Source organism: Legionella geestiana (genome assembly GCF_004571195.1).
GTDB lineage: Bacteria > Pseudomonadota > Gammaproteobacteria > Legionellales > Legionellaceae > Legionella_B > Legionella_B geestiana.
This window is the reverse complement of record NZ_CP038271.1, coordinates 1784775-1802678: the sequence shown is the minus strand read 5'-3', so window position 1 is coordinate 1802678 and position 17904 is coordinate 1784775. Positions and strand designations below refer to the sequence as shown.

The following is a 17904-nucleotide window of genomic DNA, read 5'->3' as shown; positions in this document are numbered from 1 at the left end:
GACCATCGAGCGTGGCAAACCTTCACGCTGACATATCCAAAAGCCGCGCGATACAGCCTGACACGGCTGCCTGACACGTCTGCAGGCGCACCTCTTCACGGTTTCCCGTGAAGTGATAACAACGCGCCTCGGGAGCCATACCGTTGCCGGCAAACGCCAGCCAGACCGTGCCCACCGGTTTTTGCGGCGTACCGCCATCAGGTCCTGCGATACCGGTCACAGAAACCGCCATCTGCGCGTGGCTGTGGTGAAGCGCCCCCTCGGCCATGGCAAGCGCTACCGCCTCGCTCACCGCTCCATGCTGCGTGATAAGCGCATGCGGCACGCCAAGAAGTTCTTCCTTGGCCGCATTGCTGTAAGTGACAAACCCACGCTCAAACCACGCGGAACTGCCGGCCAGAGCGGTCAGGAAGCCCGCAAGCATTCCGCCGGTGCAGGATTCCGCAGTCGCCATCTGCCACTTGCGCGCACCAAGCGCCAGTGAAAGGCGTTGAACATCATCGCTTAAGGTTTTCATATCTGCCCCAACAAAAAAAAACCCTGTCTTGCAACAGGGTTTTCGTAATTAAGTCCTGAGAAAGCGCGATTACTGCGCAGCTTCTCCAGACGTGCTGCCCTGAGACTCAGGCGCTGCAGCAGGCTGTGCCTGTTCCGCAGGAGCTGCAGGAGCGGTCTGTTCTGTCGGGGTTGTCGGTGCTTCAGGTTGTTTGGGAGCATTTTCACCGCAGGCTGTTAAAAACATAGCCAAAACGCCACCCATCACACCAAGCGCAACTCGTTTCATATCCATTCTCCATTTAGATTATTTTTCTACCCACGATATAGTCTAGCAAAAAAATCCATCAAGTGAAGAAGTTATGGAAAAATAGCTGAAATACTCCGGCATCGACAAGTACGGAGAGATAACGTAATATCAATTCACCCCAAAATTTGGGGAGGGAACTTACCCAACGCCACCACTTTCGGAGTGACACCATGGCTGCCGAACTTCAGTCGGCCTTTATTGCGGGACGACTCGCGGTTCCCGCGACACATAAGGCTCCTCAGGGGTATTACCGCTCCCGGTTGTTTGCAACGCCGGTCGTCAACAACCCTCTCGTGGCGGCGGCAAGTCCCTTGCTTTCGATGCTTGAGCGCCTCTGCGTCAGTCCATCGCTCCCCGCTCTGCCCGTGATTCATGATAACATCGAACACGAGCTGCTGGCGTTCCACAGCAAGCTCGCGAGCCTTGCCTGCCCGGCGGAACTCGAAGCCATTGCCCGTTATCTGCTGTGCGCCACCATTGACGAACTCCTGGCTAAAAATTACCTGCGTCTCTACGGTCAGGTGACTGAATTCAAGGCGTTCACGCCCGTTTCTGCTGACAGCCACGGCCCGGAACGGCATTTTTTCGATATCGTACGCGCCATTCGCGAACATCCGGCGCAATACCTCGATTTGGTTGAGCTTGCCTATTTTTGCCTCATTGCCGGATTTGAGGGCGAACATCATCTACAGGCCAATGGCCGCCAGACCCTTGATAACCTCACGGAAGACCTCTATCAGCTGGTTCGTCAGTATCGGGTACCAAAGCCACATCAGCTTCTAAAAGAAAACGTGTCCACACCACACTTCCAAAAACGCTCAAAACGGCCGCTGATTCTTGCCATGGCCTGCGCCACGACATTGTTTACACTGACCTGGGTTGTCAGCCATGTCATGCTGGAAAGCAAAGCCCGTGATGTGCTGAGCCATCATACCGTACTGGCGAGGGCTGGCAACTGATGGACAAGTCGCTGCATGCGCTCTGTGATGCGCTCACCAAAATTACCGGACCACTGAACCCGCGGGACAACGCGCTTTCTTTTCTGCTGGCCGCCGGTCGCACGCGCCAGGGTAAATCCAGTCTGCTGCGCCAGAGCGGCCTGCGCCACTACACCGTGCATGCGCCGCGAAAATCCACCATCTACTATAATGCAAACGGCATCATCGTCGAACTGGGTGAAGAATGGGTGAACCAGGGCGATACGCTCCTGCAATCGACACTGCGCCAGCTCAACCGCTGCCAGAAGGGTCTGCGCATCTCAGGCCTTCTCTTTTGCGTGGATGCGCGCGAACTGCTGCTGCCCGACAGAACTGAACTCTCCGAACATCTGAAGGCGCATGCGAGCCTCTTTATCCGCATTCTTAAAGACATTGGCTACCCGGTCAGCGCGGAACTGGTGTTCACGCGCATGGACGCGATTGCCGGATTCTGTGAATTTTTCCAGGACGACCACGCCAGCGAGCTGCAAAAGCCCCTGGGCTTTTCACTGGCGCCCCCGACCCTCCCGGCAAAAAGCTTTGCATCACCGCTTGACCATCTGGTGGAAGTGCTAAGCCAGCAGGTGATTGCCAAAATGCATCCGGCCCGCTCAGGCGTCAAGCGCACGCTCATTCGCGAATTTCCGCTGCAGGTAGCAGGTCTGCGCTCTGCCCTGCAGATTTTTCTGCAGCTTCTGGCGCCTGCCCGCAACTGCCTGCAGTCGGTCTATTTTACGAGTGCCGAACAGGGAGGCACCAGCGTTGACCGACTCAACCATAAAATCCGTCATGAATATGCACTGACGGTTCAGGATACATTCCCTCAGGCCAATAATCACCGGGCGTTTTTTATTGAGGGGCTTATTCAGAACCTGCAAAAAGAGACGCGTGCACCAGTAAAACCTGCATCCGACTCGCGCATGAAGCTCACAGCACTTATTGCGATTGCCGGATGCGCGGGACTCTCCGGCCTGCTCGCATGGCATTTTAAAACCGCAGACGTGCTGGATGGCGCCAGCCGGGAACTCCTGCGCTATGAAGCGCTGGCGCAGCAGAACGCCAATAATCCCGAAGCGCTTTATCATCTCGCACGCGCCTCGGAAATGGTGTCGCTTATCCCAGGCAAGGGGCTGTGGCTGCCCACCCTTTCGCAACTGCAGCGCCATCTGGCCGAAAGCACGCGCGATAATCTGCGTGGACAGTTTCTGCCGACACTGATTGCCCGCATGGAACAGACCCTGCGTGATACCAGTCTCTCGCCAGGCGTGCGCTTTGATACCTTGAAAATGTACCTGTCACTCGGTGATGCGGCTCATTTTTCGCGTAAAGACGCGCTTTTATGGTTTGCGCAACATACGCCTCCCGACACCACGGAGCACGCCCGCCGTATTCAAGAGACATTGCTTGAGCAGGCCTTTGCAGACCCCATGCAGCCCATTCCCATTGACCATCAGCTGGTCAGTGACACCCGCAACTTCTTCAATGCACTGCCGCCTGGGTACCTGTATTATGCGCTGGCAAAGGCCGATTTTCCAAAAGCCTCAGCTCCCCTTGCTGTTGAAGGCTTCCAGATCCCCGCAAAAACACTGCCCGTTTATTTCACGCGCCAGGGCTTTGAGGAAATGACCCGGCAACTGCCACAAATCGCACTGCGGCTGAAAGCAGAAAGCTGGGTGCTTGGGAGCCAGGATACCCCCGAACTGACCCCCATGCTCTTACAGGCTTACGCGTTTGAGTATGTCAGCTGGTGGCAGGAGTTTATTGCCAAATCGCGCCCCAGCCCGGTTCACGATTATGCCGCGGCCCAGACGCTTGCTCATACACTCTCTGAGCATCAGTCTTTCTCGAGACTTTTGAGCCTTGTCCGCGAGCATACAGCTCCTGATAACCACGCCGTTGACGCAACGTTTAACGATAACGTAGCAAGCAAGTTTGCCGACATTCATCTCGGAGGCATTGGGTCAATGGAAGCGCTCAATAAGACACTCGGCACGCTCAGCAACTACCTGTCAACACTCGCGGTGCTGCATGATGAAGGAAAAACCGCCTTCAATCTCGCACGTGCGCGTTTTGAAGGCGAAAGCCGCAATGACCCGCTCAGCATGCTTTATGACCGCGTCGCTGAACAACCCAAACCGGTCAGCGAATGGACGCGCCTCATGGCCGATGACATCTGGATGCTGCTCCTCGCCGACACGCGCAATTATCTGAATCATGAATGGAAAAATACGGTCTATGATGCGTACATGAAGACCATCGCCAACCGCTACCCGCTTGACAGTGCGCAGGATGAGGAAATCGCCATTAACGATTTTGACCGATTTTTCTCAACCCACGGTGTTTTAAATCATTACATCGATACCTATCTGCGCCCCTTTATGGACACCAGCAAAGCCGAGTGGGAACCGCGTGAAGTCAATGGTTTTCGCATGCCCATCTCCCCCACCAACATGGAAGCCCTGATTCGCGCCAATGTCATTGGCAACATGTTTTTCAGCGAACAGGACGATGAGGCGCACATTGAATTCACGCTGCAAAAAATTGCCCTCGACCCGGTGATTTCAGCGCTTCAGCTGCAGGTTGGAAAAACGAGCCTTAACGATAATCAAAACAGCGAGTCCTGGACCCGTTTCTCCTGGCCCTCTGCGAATGCGCGCCTCACGCTGAATGCCATTGACGGTAACCATTATGAATTATCCGAACAGGGGCCATGGGCTTTTTTCCGCATCCTGCAAAAAGTGAATGTGCTTTCTGATGAAGAGGACAGCTCCAGCCTGCAGATTCTTTTTGAAGTAAATGGAAATTCCGGGCGCTATGTGCTGAAAACTCAAAACGCCATCAATCCGTTTACGCCAGGCATTTTGAACGGATTTGCGCTCGATGAAAAAATAGCCTGAGTCTCCTTTCTCCCCAGGTGATTCGGGTCGCACATCGTGCACGCCTAAGTGAGCTTGCAACACAAAAAATCCAATATGCTCTTTTTTGGGTTATCGTGAATTGATTGTGGTCTAAAAAGTGATATACAATGCGCTTTTTGTACTGGAATTATTCCATGCCCAAGCGTGATGCGCCTGAATCAGAACGTTTATCCCCTGAACAACCATCCCAGCAAAGACGATATCAACTGACTGGTGCCTCCTCATCAAGCGCACATTCCAGCGGTCATACCGTTAGCTGGCAGACACAGTTCCATACCCACTTCCCCCTTTGGTATTCAGGCAATATGGAGGGTAACGCACAATACTGGGAAGAGATTTATAAGGGCTCTGTGAAAAAGCTCAGCATCCTTGTGCCACATCAAAACATCCGCAGCGAGTGGAAAATGCTGTTCGGCACACGAAGCCAGGTTGGCGAAACGGTGCTTAGAGCTCCTAAAATGGAATTACTGTGCCAGGCCCTCATTACCGGCATTAAATACCTTGAGGGTTTCAAGTTCCGTGATGCATGCAATCTCGTCACGTTCCTGCACCATCGCATGCCCTCAACACTTGCTGATGCGCTCTACACAGCTGCCACCAGCACTGAAGCCGCTCAGTCACCACTTTTCTGGGCCATTGTATGCCGCCAGCAATTAACCGATGACATGTTCTCAGGCCTCAACGATGATACCTGTCTGCCAGCACTGCATCTTGCGGTTTTATTAAACGACAGAACCCTGCTCCAGCAACTGCTTGATGCGGGCGCTGATATCCTCAAAAAAAATCATGAAGGCGAAAGTGCTTTTTTCGTTGCCGCAAAAACCGGAAAGGCGGGGATGCTTGATGCCCTGTACTCGGTCAACGCCATACTGCTGGATGAACCTGATAGTACAGGTAATACGCCGCTTCATGCCGCTGCTGACGCCGGGCATCTTGAAGTATTGCGTTATCTGAGTTCCCACGGAGCTGACATCAACAGAAGAAATCACGAAGGAGCCACCCCGCTGCTAACCGTTTGCGAGGGAGACAGTGACATTTGCCTGGTCAGACACCTCGTGGACAATGGTGCAGATATAGAAATACCCGATGATTCAGGCTTTACCCCCTTGCTGACTGCGGTCTGGGCCGACAAAGAAGATATCGCCAAATATCTGCTGGATAAGGGAGCCTCCCCCCACAAAACCGAGGCTAGCGGGAAGGGGGCGCTGCATTTTGCCGCTGAGAATGATAACGTTGAGCTCATAAAACGGCTTGCCGTGCGATTTGAACACTTCGACATACACGATGAATCACGCCTGACCCCTCTGCACGTAGCCGCATGGACTGGTTGTACCGAGAGCGCCCAATTTCTGCTGGCAAACGGTGCAAATCCGTCATGCATGAGCGCCAATGGCAGCACCCCGCTACATTTGGCAATCATACAGGATGCCTTTGATGTTGTGAAACTTCTGCTCAAATACAACATAGATATAAACGAAGGATGGCGAACAGGACATACTGCACTCGCCTGCGCCGCACTTTCGGGCAGAGTGCACATGCTTCTATACCTCTTAAAAAAGGGAGCGACACTGAATCTCCCCGGGCAATCGGCATTTGGTCTGCTGCAAAGTGCGGTGCATAACCGTCATATTGATGTTGTTATTGCACTGTTTCTCAGTAAAGCCCTTTCAGAGTACGATTGCCAGCACTTTTTAGAATATGCTGTAACATCCCGGCACAGTGACGTTATCGATGTCTGTTTTCAAAGCGGTTATTACCTCCATCACCGCCACATGCCGCCAGCTTTAAGAGATGAATTACAGAAAAGAAGTGATGAAAACAAAGCGATGCGGCAGGGCTCTTTGCAGGCGCAGGCAACCTTCGCACTTGAAAAAAATCTTGCCGTTTACCAACCCAGAACGATTCCTCCCCTTAAACCGCTTCGAGTGATGCCGATAGGATACGGGCCTGATGGACGAAATTATCTAGATAATGCCATGAATGGCTGCATGCGCACGTTGCTGTGGATAAACGCCTATGACCGCCAGATAAATGGCTCCGTTGTCAGCTGGCTGAAAAAGGCTCACGATACGCCCGAGTCCTTCTGTATCGCAGTAAACCTTACGGGCCTGCGACACGGCTGCTTCCTGCCGCTTTCAGCAAAGCAGTTAAAGAAACTCTACCGTGCGACACCGGACAGCCTGACTGAACTGGTGCATATTCACGGGCAGGCCGTAGTGCGAAAGTGGTTAACCACCCTCGCCAATGCGGAGGAAATGAGCAATTTTCATGACCGATACCAGCGATTAAGTCACTATTTACTCGTTGAAATGGCTGCTGAAAAGCCTGTTGCCATTGAGGTGCCGGCAGCACCACTGCGAGGACAGCGCCGGATTACCGAGTTCTTTCAACCCCGTGCACCTGAAGAAGGTACGCAAGCCCTGGCTGGGTCCTCTGACATCATCAGGCCTTCCTGAGGAAATACTTGCAGGGATTGCATGCCTTTATCCTCAAAACCTGTCAGGATACAGTTTTGGATGGCAGGCTTTTGAGATTCGGGTCTTTGGAATAGGCCTCCAGAATATCACTCACCAGCTGACGCACAACCCCGTTTTTCTGCTCTTCTTCAATCAGACCAACCTGCTCCTTCATGGCAGCCAATCGCGCTTCAAGCTCTCGCGCAACGGAGCCGTTCGGGAACAAGGATGCAAGAACACGTCGCGCCTCAGCAGGGCCCAGACCGATTGCGACAAAAGCGCAATCTGCACGCGCCATTTACGGCCTTCACGCATGTCGGTAACCACCTGGTCACGTACAGCGGATGAACGCGAGGTAAGGAATCACCTGGTACAACTTTATTTCTGATCAATTTTCAGGATTTCACGGTATTGTCATACCAGGGACACTCAGAGATTCTATCTTTATTTTAGAAGGATTGCTGGAACAACAAACTGGATTAAATCCCACTGAAATCATGACGGATACTGCAGGTGCCAGTGATATGGTATTTGGTTTGTTTTAGGGTCTGTTGACATTTGGTGGTGCGAAGCGAAAATCACGTCAATTTAGGCCAAATTTAATCTTGAGTGAGGCGAATAGCCGGCTCTATTTAACGAATTCAAGGTTAAATTTGGACAAATTGACGTGGTTTGCAGCCGTGTCACCAATTGTCAACAGACCCTAGTTGCTCGGATATCAATTTTCTCCTCGCTTGGCAGATGCGGGCGAGTCTGTTTCTGGAGAATTGATAAAGACGCCGATTATGCCTCATTAAATGAGCTTTCCCGCAATTGTGCAAACCCAAAGCGTATAGAGCAACATTGGGATGACATGATGAGAATTGCAGGCTCACTAAAATTGGGTACCGTACATGCATCCGAGCTGATCCTATCATTACTGAAAAGTGATAAACCTTCCAGTCTCGCAAAGGCCATTACCGAAGCCGGTCGCATCAATAAGACGTTATACCTTTTAAACTATATTGATGATGAGGATTATCGGCGTCGAATATTGACTCAATTAAATCGTGGCGAAGGAAGACATGCTGTTGCCAGAATTATCTGTCATGGTCAACGTGGAGAAATCCGTAAACGATATCGCGAAGGACAGGAAGATCAGTTGAGTGCTCTTGGCCTTGTAACTAATGCTGTTGTGCTTTGGAATACCATTTATATGGATGCCGCAAGAAATCATTTGGAACAACAATCTATTGCTATAAAAGAAGAAGATGAGGCCAGGCTTTCACCATTACAGCACGAACACATTAATGTTCTTGGACATTACTCATTCACCCTAAGTGAAGTTGTAATGAAAGGACAATTGAGACCATTTAATAAGCTGCCTGACAATATTGAAATTGCTTAGCATATTTAGGGTCTGTTGACAATTGGTGACACGGCTGCAAACCACGTCAATTTGTCCAAATTTAACCTTGAGTTCGTTAAATAGAGCCGGCTATTCGCCTCACTCAAGATAAAATTTGGCCTAAATTGACGTGATTTTCGCTTCGCACCACCAAATGTCAACAGACCCTAAAATAGGTCGCTCTGCGGTATACAAAATACTGAAATTAGAAATAATAACTTGAATGCATCTCAATTGAGACATATAATTTAAGTATGAATAGTAACCGGAGAAATTATCATGGCTCATACTTCAATGCTGCATGTTCGCGTAGACGATAAGTTGAAGGCTGATGCAGCGAAAAATCTTGCAAGTTTTGGTTTGACTGTATCTGATGCCGTCCGTATTTTATTGACTCGCATAACCAAAGAAGGCGGCTTGCCCGTTGGATTAACGGCTGATCCAGAAGCACATGATGCTTGGTTCCGTAACAAGGTGAAAGAAGCTCTCGCTGACACGCGACCCACTGTATCTCATAAACAGGTAATGGACGAGGCACAAACATTAATTGATCGGAAGCGTCGCCGTGCCTGAATTGGAATGGTTAGCTTTAGCTCGTGCCGATCTTTTAGAGATTGTAGACTATATCTCAGATGACAACCCAGATGCAGCCCAGCGCGTAAAGGATGATATTGAGGCGAAAGTCGCAAAACTACCAGATTTTCCTAAAATTGGCCGTCCTGGTCGAATAGAAGGAACCAGAGAATTGGTCGTCTGGGCGAATTATATTATCGTGTATCAAGAAGATGCTTTTGCCATTCAAATACTTCGTGTGTTGCATGCGGCACAACAGTGGCCACCATCCCATTGAATTTAATTCATCATTTTTAGTTATGCAGAATGCCCGATCCTTAGCGTACGTTTTCGTACCATTGGACTTCAAACCCCCACAGTGGCAGATATGTATGCAACCAACACACCAACACACCTCCTTTGGTCTTACTCATGCGCGCCCTCCATGGCGGCAGAGGAAAAACCCGAGTCACTACAGCGGGCAAGTATGTGTGAGCTTAGTGGATGAGGCGGCTGTGTGCGAGGGTGGTGCGGGAAAAAATCCTTGTGAGCCATGTGAGGATGATGCCGCCTGGGTTGATGCGGATGCAGCGGAGGTCGGCTCTGGGGATAGCGCCGAGAACAGCAGGCCAATCAACCGGGTTTCTTTCTGGAAACTATTATGGGTATTTATGCCGATAATGGTGTCATAGGCAGCTTTCACTGCCGGTCTGAGCATAATCAGGTTACCAAGTTTCAGCTCGATGAGCGTGCTTCCTCGGATAACCTGAAGTATCGCAATCAGTTCCGCGTCGGTTTTGTCGTTGAGGCCATTCTCGCTCAGGTCGAGTGACTGCAGGTTCTGAGGCAGTGCCCGCATGATTTTCACGAGGTCGGCGGCGGTTTTGGTGCGGAGGTCATTATAGCTCAGGTCGAGTGACTGCAGGTTCTGGGGCAGTGCCTGCATGATTTTCACGAGGTCGTCGGCGGTTTTGATGTAGAGGCCATTCCCGCTCAGGTTGAGTGACTGCAGGCTCTGAGGCAGTGCCTGCATGATTTTCACGAGGTCGGCGGCGGTTTTGGTGCCGAGGTAATCATATCTCAGGTTGAGTGACTGCAGGTTCTGAGGCAGTGCCTGCATGATTTGCACGAGGTCATCGGCGGTTTTGGTGTAGAGGCCATTTCCGTACAAGTTGAGTGACTGCAGGTTCTGGGGCAGTGCCTGCATGATTTGCACGAGGTCATCGGCGGTTTTGGTGTTGAGGCCATTCCCGCTCAGGTTGAGTGATGGAGTATCCGGGGCTAGTTTGCCTATTGCCAGAAGAATGGATTCCTGGCTTATGTTTCTGAAATCAATGTGCATCACGTTCCTCCTGTAAGTTCCGGGGCGGCCACCTGGTTAAGGCGGCCAGCATGCAGTATGCGGTGGCAATCATACCGCGATAGTTCGAAATAATAACACAGTGGCAGGTATTCGCACAATCAACACATCTCCTTCGGTCTTACTTATGCGCGCCCTCCATGGCGGCAGAGGAAAAACCCGACTCACTACAGCAGGCAAGTTTGTGTGGGCTTAGTGGATGAGGCGGATGTGTGCGAGGGTGCTGCGGGAAAAAATCCTTGTGAGCCATGTGAGGATGATGCCGCCTGGGTTGATGCGGATGCAGCGGAGGTCGGCTCTGGGGGTAGCGCCGAGAACAGCAGGCCAATCAACCGGGTTTCTTTCTGGAAACTATTATGGGTATTTATGCCGATAATGGTGTCATAGGCAGCTTTCACTGCCGGCCTGAGCATAATCCGGTCACCAAGTTTCAGCTCGATGAGCGTGCTTGCGCGGATAACCTGAAGTATCGCAATCAGTTCCGCGTCGGTTTTGGTGTGGAGACCATTCCAGCTCAGGTCGAGTGACTGCAGGTTCTGAGGCAGTGCCTGCATCATTTTCACGAGGTCGTCGGCGGTTTTGGTGCGGAGGTCATTCAGGCTCAGGTCGAGTGACTGCAGGTTCTGAGGCAGTGCCTGCATGATTTGCACGAGGTCGTCGGCGGTTTTGTCGTCGAGGTCATTCCCGCTCAGGTTGAGTGACTGCAGGTTCTGGGGCAGTGCCTGCATGATTTGCACGAGGTCGTCGGCGGTTTTGGCGCCGAGGCTATTCACGCTCAGGTTGAGTGACTGCAGGTTCTGGGGCAGTGCCTGCATGATTTGCACGAGGTCGGCGGCGGTTTTGATGTAGAGGTCATTCCCGCGCAATTCGAGTGACCGAAGGTTCTGAGGCAGTGCCTGCATGATTTTCACGAGCTCGTCGGCGGTTTTGGTGCCGAGGCTATTCACGCTCAGGTTGAGTGACTGCAGGTTCTGAGGCAGTGCCTGCATGATTTTCACGAGGTCGTCGGCGGTTTTGTCGTCGAGGTCATTCCCGCTCAGGTTGAGTGACTGCAGGTTCTGAGGCAGTGCCTGCATGATTTGCACGAGGTCATCGGCGGTTTTGGTGTAGAGGCCATTTCCGTACAAGTTGAGTGACTGCAGGTTCTGGGGCAGTGCCTGCATGATTTGCACGAGGTCATCGGCGGTTTTGGTGTTGAGGCCATTCCCGCTCAGGTTGAGTGATGGAGTATCCGGGGCTAGTTTGCCTATTGCCAGAAGAATGGATTCCTGGCTTATGTTTCTGAAATCAATGTGCATCACGTTCCTCCTGTAAGTTCCGGGGCGGCCACCTGGTTAAGGCGGCCAGCATGCAGTATGCGGTGGCAATCATACCGTAATAGTTCTAAATAATAACACAGTGGCAGGTATTCGCACAATCAACACATCTCCTTCGGTCTTACTCATGCGCGCCCTCCATGGCGGCAGAGGAAAAACCCGACTCACTACAGCAGGCAAGTTTGTGTGGGCTTAGTGGATGAGGCGGATGTGTGTGAGGGTGCTGCGGGAAAAAATCCTTGTGAGCCATGTGAGGATGATGCCGCCTGGATTGATGCGGATACAACGGAGTTCTTTCAACCCCGTGCACCTGAAGAAGGTACGCAAGCCCTGGCTGGGTCCTCTGACATCATCAGGCCTTCCTGAGGAAATACTTGCAGGGATGCATGCCTTTATCTTCAAAAACCTGTCAGGATACGGTTTTGGATGGCAGGCTTTTGAGATTCGGGTCTTTGGAATAGGCTTCCAGAATATCACTCACCAGCTGACGCACAACCCCGTTTTTCTGCTCTTCTTCAATCAGGCCAACCTGCTCCTTCATGGCAGCCAATCGCGCTTCAAGCTCTCGCGCAACGGAGCCGTTCGGGAACAAGGATGCAAGAACACGTCGCGCCTCAGCAGGGCCAAGGTTGCGGTAAAGCATGTTGCGCACGGTGGCATCCTCAGAGGTCGTACTGAAAGCCCACAGCTCTACAGGCCCGAGCGTCAATGTCAGCAGCTGCACGTTAATGCCCATTTTAGTCGCATACTGCACGAGGAAGGTGGCACCGCCCTGTTTAGGGCCATGCACACGCTGGCGCAACGCCGCTTTTGCCGTTTCAGACAGGCCAAAAATGCTGCAGGTTTTTTCCACTGCCTGTGAAGGTCCCGCGTCCATTACATAAATAGCCGTGGCAAAATCAATCATGACGGGGTCAAAGTCATCAACCGATTGCGACAAAAGCGCAATCTGCACGCGCCATTTACGGCCTTCACGCATGTCGGTAACCACCTGATCACGTACAGCAGATGAACGCGAAGTACGGTGGAATTCATCATAGACAATCCGTTTGTGATCTTCACGAATTTCTGCCACACGTTCACGGTGGTATTCGCGGTATTGATCAGGAATGTCCCCAAGGTTTTCCTCAGTCAGATAATAGTGTCGCGCCAGCACATAACGGGCAAGCATGTACATGACCGCCGTCTGCCTGTCGGCCGAGTCTCCGCCGCTTTTCGCGACCTCGTCAAGGTCAAGCGATACCACGCGGGCATCGCCGATATCAAAGGCGCTGATACGCGAAAGGATGGGATACTCGCGCACCGCACTGGAAATCATACGCGAGAAGGCGTTGATGAGCGACTCACCGGTTGGCGCCTTGATTTTTTCATACAAGTCTTCGATGGATGGAATACGGCAAATAGATACCGCATCCGCAAGCAATGGCATCGCATAACGCTGCGCAAGCATGGCTTCATGGGGAAAACCAGCCGAATAGAGTGCATCGGTCACTTCCCACCAGGTGGATTTGGAGTCGCGCACAAAGCCAATTTCCTCGAGGATACTGTCAAGAAACTCTTCAACACCAGGAGCATAAGGCGTGGGGTTGTATTCATCAGCAAAGGATTTATACAGCTCATCGACCACCATGCCGGCGAGGTCTGGCATCGCGTCATAGGGCCTTACCGCCCCAAGTGGCGTTGTCAGCAGAGTCAGGAAGTTAACAAGGAACGAGCGCTCGGAGGCGGTCGGGTAACGACAGCCAAGCTGCGTATCGAAAGGATTAATGGAGAATTCTGGTGTCATTCGCAGCCGATGATACGCCACAAGGTGGCGTTTGGAAGCCGGCAGCGCTTCTTTAAGAAGCGAGATAAGTCCGCTGCTCGATGGACCGATATCAATAATGGCAATACGCGGGAGACGCACCAGTCCGCCTGAGAGGCAAAGCCCGAGGTTAATGGCATTTGAGAGCACCGATTTACCGGAACCCGGACGCGCGTACACCAAATCAATCCACGTGGTCTGCTGAGTAGAGCCTGGCTGAAAGGGCCATGGCTTTCCATCGGGCGTCCTGAAAAGCAGCGCTCCTGTCTCCCAGGGCGAGGCCGGGCGCGTGATGGGCAGCATGGTGATAACATCGGTCAGTGGTGCGACAGAAGGAGTAGCCGCATTATCGAGGGTCGTGGCGAGCATGCTTGAGGTAAATCCCGCAAACGGATCACCGCACATCTCTGATACATCCATCGAACCCCAGCCCTGTATGGCCTTAACCAGCTCAGAGCTGCGTCGACGCAAAAGCGGGAGGTTCCCCTCCGGCGCCCAGGTGGTAGCTACCACGCGCAACCTGACAATTGCCTCATCCGTATTAAGCTGCAGGTACTTCAGGAGATTCACCGAGTCGCTGATAAGCCGGTTCTGTGCTGAGGAAAAACTGAGAATGGAAGCGAGCAGGCCCTTCAGCTTAACCGTTTCAAATCCTTCACTCTCAATGAGAAATGCCATTCGCCAGGGCACATGTGAAGGCAGAATACGTGCAAAAAGCATCATAAACGGGCGCACATCTTTCGGGAACAGGTCGATAAATGCAGAAGAATAAATTTTATCCCCTACCTGCACCGTACGCATGTCAAGTACAGTACTGTCACGCGGTATCACCTGGGCCGCAAGCGGCGGCCACAGTAAATCCGAAGCATTACCGGAAAAACCGTTGATTTCCCGTGTCCCAATCATGTCGCCAGGCAATACCGGCTTCCAGTCATCGGCAGTAAAATCAGGGTCTGCCGTCATACGGATGGCATGTACGGCTTTATGCACTTCAAGCAGTTCTGCGTTGATGTGCAGTGTTTCCATGTCATTCATGAGCGAGCGCACAAAGGCATCATGAGTATCACGAAGCTCGGGAATGGCTGCAAAAACCGTTTGCGAATTGCGAAATGGAGGAATTTTTTTATCACGAATCATCTTGAACTTCGCCTTATTGGCGGCTTTCAACTGATCGGGCGGCAAATTAAATGGTCGGGTGTAGAGCACAAAATAGACTTTCTCATCCGCACAATAGCGGGAAAGATACTCGACACGTTCCTCGAAAAGGTCGGCGAGATTAAGTTCAAGACGGCGCGCAGTCGCTTCCGCCGGTTGATAGATATCATTAATAATTTTACGAATGTTTTGTTTGTCGTGGCTGAAAAACACCTGCATGGCATGTCCTGGACGACTCATGGCGCCGTGCAGTGAATTGTTAAGGCCTTCTACAAGGCGTTGAAATTCTTCAGGCCCCGCCAGAGCCGTAACCCCCATAACCTGAATAATGGATAGCAGTGAGCCATCGTGGTTGACGAGTACCGTCTCGCTGTCAGCCGTTTCCAGTTCGCAATAGGTATCAGCGGACTGCTTAAGACCCGTACTCAGCCAGGAAAAAAAGGTATCCACACCATCAAAAAATGATTCTGCCCAAGTCCCCATTCCCCTTTTCCCCCTTGTCAGCGTTTTGCGCGTTAGCCTTTCAGGATTTTTGCTGTTCAGCCATTTCCTGAAGCGCGCTTGCTGCCCATTGCTCAATCTGCTTTCTGAATTTGGCTCTGGATGGCAACAGCCGTACATTATGAAACAGTTTATCCTGCGTTTCTGGAGACGTTGCATTGGAGTCAATTAACATCTGACCAAATATGGACGGATCGCTCGTACCCTCTCCAAACTTTTCCTCAACCTCCTGCGAACGCTGACGCAATGCCCGATAAATATTTTGCGCACTGACTCTGTAGCCGGTGTCATTGGTAATGGCGCAGAAAAAGACATGGCAGAGGCTGTTAAGTTCTTCCTGAGTCAATTCTGGAACATATACCAGCGTTCCTCCACCGAATCCACCGACACCAACAGACTCAAGAAAACAGCATTGTGAGCAAAAACAGCAGGCGGTTACCAGATTGCTCATGCGGTTATTGGAATAATTGGCATCCAGATTAATAACATCTTGAAACTGGCGTGCCTGGAAACCACAAAACTGACAGGTATACCTGTCACGCTGAAACACTTTCTGTTCAAAGCTTCGAAAACGTTCATCAGCCTTACGGGCAGAAAACAGGCGCCAGGCACCAGGACTGGCTCTCAGTCTTAACGCCGGACGCCTTGTAGTTTCAGCCATAATGACCCTGCTTCACGTACTGACAGCCTTTAGGAGAAGATGATACCCGTCGCGCCACCGGTCTGTTGAGCGCCACCAAAGACGGTCTGACCTGTGATTCCAAGAATGGTGGGCAGGAACAGGAGTGCTGCGGCAACCGCCGTCATACCAACACAAGTACCAATGGTGACCTGCTGCGGGTTGTCTCGGTGCTGTTTGAACTTCATGATGGCACCGACTGCAAATCCGATTCCGCCGACATAGGATGCGGCAGTCATCAGTTTGGAAAGGTTGGCAAATGATGTGGTAATTGTGGTAGCAACATTACCAAGCGTCAGGGTAGTATCAGCGGCCATGGCACTGCCTCCATGAGCCAGCAGGCTGGCGGCAACGCTAATTTCAAACGCTTTCTGGTACAATCGTGTGTTTTTTATTATTTTTTTCACTGATGTCTCCCTTGTATCAACATGTTTATGATTGTTGAAAAACGCATTATCCCTAAAATACTACCACTTTGCGTATGTGTACAACCAGCCCCCGCATTCAAAATATGGTGAATAGATACAAACGCTTTAGAATTTTTAATGGTAATCAGCCGGTTCCGTACAATGTAGCACTAATCATACGCAGAGTACCAACTATATTAATGGCAAGAATACCACCAAAAACATGCACCATGCCTTTTCCAGTACCTCCTGGCGGCTGACCGGAGGATGCGGTGCGCGCGATAAGAATCCATCCGCGCAGAAAGGCAACAAGTCCTATCACCTGAATGATAATGGTAAGCGGCTCACCAATGGCACTGCCACTGCCAAACATGCTGTCAATGATGCTGCCACCGCCTGATGCGCCGGTATCGATAGGTGCGTAGGATAAGGGATTGGAATACCCAAAAGTAGTATTCATGAAGACTTGCATGGCCGTCGGAAAATAGACAAAGACCGCGGCCACCATAAAATAGACCAGCGGCTCTTTCATGGCGTTAGAGCCGCCCATTCCCCGCGATTCCCCCATTGACTTAAGCGCAAGCACCGCTTTCATCGCAAAGGCTATGCCCATGACGTAGGCACCGCCTGTAAGCAGGCGTTCAATGGGTAAAAGGTTCTCAGCAAGACGCACCAGTACATTCGCCTGGTCCTGAATCTTGCCGAGCACACAATTATAATCGCAATCGGCCATGAGCCCCTCAACTGTCCTGCTGGCTAAAGCGGATAACCTGCCCTGAACTTAAGACGACACGTCCCTGCTGTGCATCAATGAGCCTCACCACACCAAGGCCCGGAATGGGTGTTCCCTCTCGCACGGTAAGTGTGTTACCGATGGACGACACCAGCCACGCGCGCCCGGGAATGACCGCTTGTATATAGTATACCACACGCGGTGGGGATGGTGTTTTGGCAACCGGGCGAACTTTTGGCGCCGTGCGGGCGGTCAAAACCGCGATTTCACGGGATTGCTCCTCAACTGTTGCAGCAAGCGACTCAATCATCTTCTGCATGGCGGCCGCATGTGCTGTCAGTTTTTGCATGTTTGAGCCAATTGATTCGAGCTGACCGGTAACCGCACTGACCTCCTGGCGCGTACTGTTCTGACCAAGCTCCAGCGCAGACAGCTTCTGGTTCACATCCCTCACAAGGGCGCTGTCGGGTGCGGGTGCTGCACTCACCGGCGAGGGCAGGGGCTGAGAGGCAACCGGAGTCGGCAAAGGCGCGGCTGGTTGTACAGGCTGCACGACCGGTGGCGTGCTGACTGGCGCTGAGGCAACGTCCATGGGTGAGGCTGCATCCGTACTTTTACTGCCGGAAAAAAGCAGGCCGACAAATTTCCACACAATGACCACGGCGAGGAAGAGTCCGATGACTATCATCGCATTACGGCGGACATTCACGGGCTTATGCCCGGGAGTAAAGGCATTAGCGGCATTTTCCATACCGGGAATTTCTTCGCTCTCAGGCTCGGGATTGAATGTATCGAGTTCGGCGTATTCGTACTCGTCGCTGTTCTGTTCCTTATCTGCCATATCGTACCTGTTC

General features: G+C 51.8%; 14 protein-coding genes and 3 pseudogenes. 7 read left to right on the top strand and 10 right to left on the bottom strand.

Annotated elements, in window-relative coordinates; translation table 11 throughout:
* Window positions 1–22 precede the first annotated feature (22 nt).
* Both E4T54_RS08040 and E4T54_RS08035 read right to left on the bottom strand, forming a co-directional pair.
* Window positions 23–517 (bottom strand): CinA family protein, encoded by a 495-nt coding sequence (locus tag E4T54_RS08040; protein WP_028387432.1) that lies wholly within the window; start codon window positions 515–517, stop codon window positions 23–25.
* Window positions 518–586: 69 nt separating this feature from the next.
* Window positions 587–784 (bottom strand): hypothetical protein, encoded by a 198-nt coding sequence (locus E4T54_RS08035; RefSeq protein ID WP_028387431.1) that lies wholly within the window; start codon window positions 782–784, stop codon window positions 587–589.
* Window positions 785–975: 191 nt separating this feature from the next.
* Here E4T54_RS08035 and icmH point away from each other — a divergent pair, with 191 nt between their 5' ends.
* The 3 genes from icmH (at window position 976) to E4T54_RS08020 (ending at window position 7156) form a co-directional block, all read left to right on the top strand.
* A complete protein-coding gene (gene icmH, locus E4T54_RS08030; RefSeq protein WP_028387430.1) occupies window positions 976–1764 on the top strand; it encodes a type IVB secretion system protein IcmH/DotU in 789 nt (262 codons plus the stop codon).
* A complete protein-coding gene (gene icmF / locus E4T54_RS08025) occupies window positions 1764–4679 on the top strand; it encodes a type IVB secretion system protein IcmF (protein WP_028387429.1) in 2916 nt (971 codons plus the stop codon). Before icmH ends, icmF begins: the two co-directional genes overlap by 1 nt.
* 155 nt (window positions 4680–4834) lie before the next feature.
* On the top strand, window positions 4835–7156 hold the full coding sequence (locus E4T54_RS08020; RefSeq protein WP_162150901.1) for an ankyrin repeat domain-containing protein: 2322 nt from the start codon (window positions 4835–4837) through the stop codon (window positions 7154–7156).
* Window positions 7157–7199: 43 nt separating this feature from the next.
* Here the strand turns inward: E4T54_RS08020 and E4T54_RS08015 are convergent.
* A pseudogene (locus tag E4T54_RS08015) lies at window positions 7200–7418 on the bottom strand (hypothetical protein); the annotation flags it as partial.
* A 97-nt stretch (window positions 7419–7515) separates the two neighbouring features.
* Here E4T54_RS08015 and E4T54_RS08010 point away from each other — a divergent pair.
* The 4 genes and pseudogenes from E4T54_RS08010 to E4T54_RS07995 form a co-directional block, all read left to right on the top strand.
* Window positions 7516–7698: pseudogene (locus tag E4T54_RS08010) on the top strand (Tn3 family transposase); the annotation flags it as partial.
* A gap of 126 nt (window positions 7699–7824) precedes the next feature.
* Window positions 7825–8543 (top strand): annotated as a pseudogene (locus E4T54_RS08005) (Tn3 family transposase); the annotation flags it as partial.
* A gap of 279 nt (window positions 8544–8822) precedes the next feature.
* A complete protein-coding gene (locus tag E4T54_RS08000) occupies window positions 8823–9116 on the top strand; it encodes a type II toxin-antitoxin system RelB/DinJ family antitoxin (protein ID WP_081776830.1) in 294 nt (97 codons plus the stop codon).
* The gene (locus E4T54_RS07995) at window positions 9109–9393 is read left to right on the top strand and encodes a type II toxin-antitoxin system RelE/ParE family toxin (protein WP_028387426.1); all 285 of its coding nucleotides are present in this window, start codon (window positions 9109–9111) and stop codon (window positions 9391–9393) included. Before E4T54_RS08000 ends, E4T54_RS07995 begins: the two co-directional genes overlap by 8 nt.
* Window positions 9394–9567: 174 nt before the next feature.
* On the opposite strand, the gene E4T54_RS07990 is transcribed toward E4T54_RS07995, so the two are convergent.
* The 7 genes from E4T54_RS07990 to icmG all read right to left on the bottom strand — a co-directional run bounded on the left by E4T54_RS07990 (window position 9568) and on the right by icmG (window position 17891).
* Window positions 9568–10440, bottom strand: coding sequence for a leucine-rich repeat domain-containing protein (locus E4T54_RS07990; protein ID WP_135100404.1), 873 nt, complete (start codon window positions 10438–10440; stop codon window positions 9568–9570).
* A 182-nt stretch (window positions 10441–10622) separates the two neighbouring features.
* Window positions 10623–11756, bottom strand: a complete 1134-nt coding sequence (locus E4T54_RS07985) for a leucine-rich repeat domain-containing protein (protein WP_135100403.1) — start codon at window positions 11754–11756, stop codon at window positions 10623–10625.
* A gap of 424 nt (window positions 11757–12180) precedes the next feature.
* Window positions 12181–15213: a type IV secretion protein IcmB gene (locus E4T54_RS07980; protein WP_058387119.1), complete on the bottom strand. Its 3033-nt coding sequence runs from the start codon at window positions 15211–15213 to the stop codon at window positions 12181–12183.
* Between the two features lie 40 nt (window positions 15214–15253).
* The gene (gene icmJ / locus E4T54_RS07975) at window positions 15254–15892 is read right to left on the bottom strand and encodes a type IVB secretion system protein IcmJDotN (protein ID WP_028387422.1); all 639 of its coding nucleotides are present in this window, start codon (window positions 15890–15892) and stop codon (window positions 15254–15256) included.
* Window positions 15893–15921: 29 nt separating this feature from the next.
* A complete protein-coding gene (locus tag E4T54_RS07970) occupies window positions 15922–16317 on the bottom strand; it encodes a type IV secretion protein IcmD (protein ID WP_115152857.1) in 396 nt (131 codons plus the stop codon).
* 145 nt (window positions 16318–16462) lie between these two features.
* Entirely contained in the window at window positions 16463–17050 is a 588-nt protein-coding gene (locus E4T54_RS07965; RefSeq protein ID WP_028387420.1) for a hypothetical protein, read from the bottom strand.
* Between the two features lie 7 nt (window positions 17051–17057).
* The gene (gene icmG / locus E4T54_RS07960; protein ID WP_028387419.1) at window positions 17058–17891 is read right to left on the bottom strand and encodes a type IVB secretion system protein IcmG/DotF; all 834 of its coding nucleotides are present in this window, start codon (window positions 17889–17891) and stop codon (window positions 17058–17060) included.
* Window positions 17892–17904: the final 13 nt, after the last annotated feature.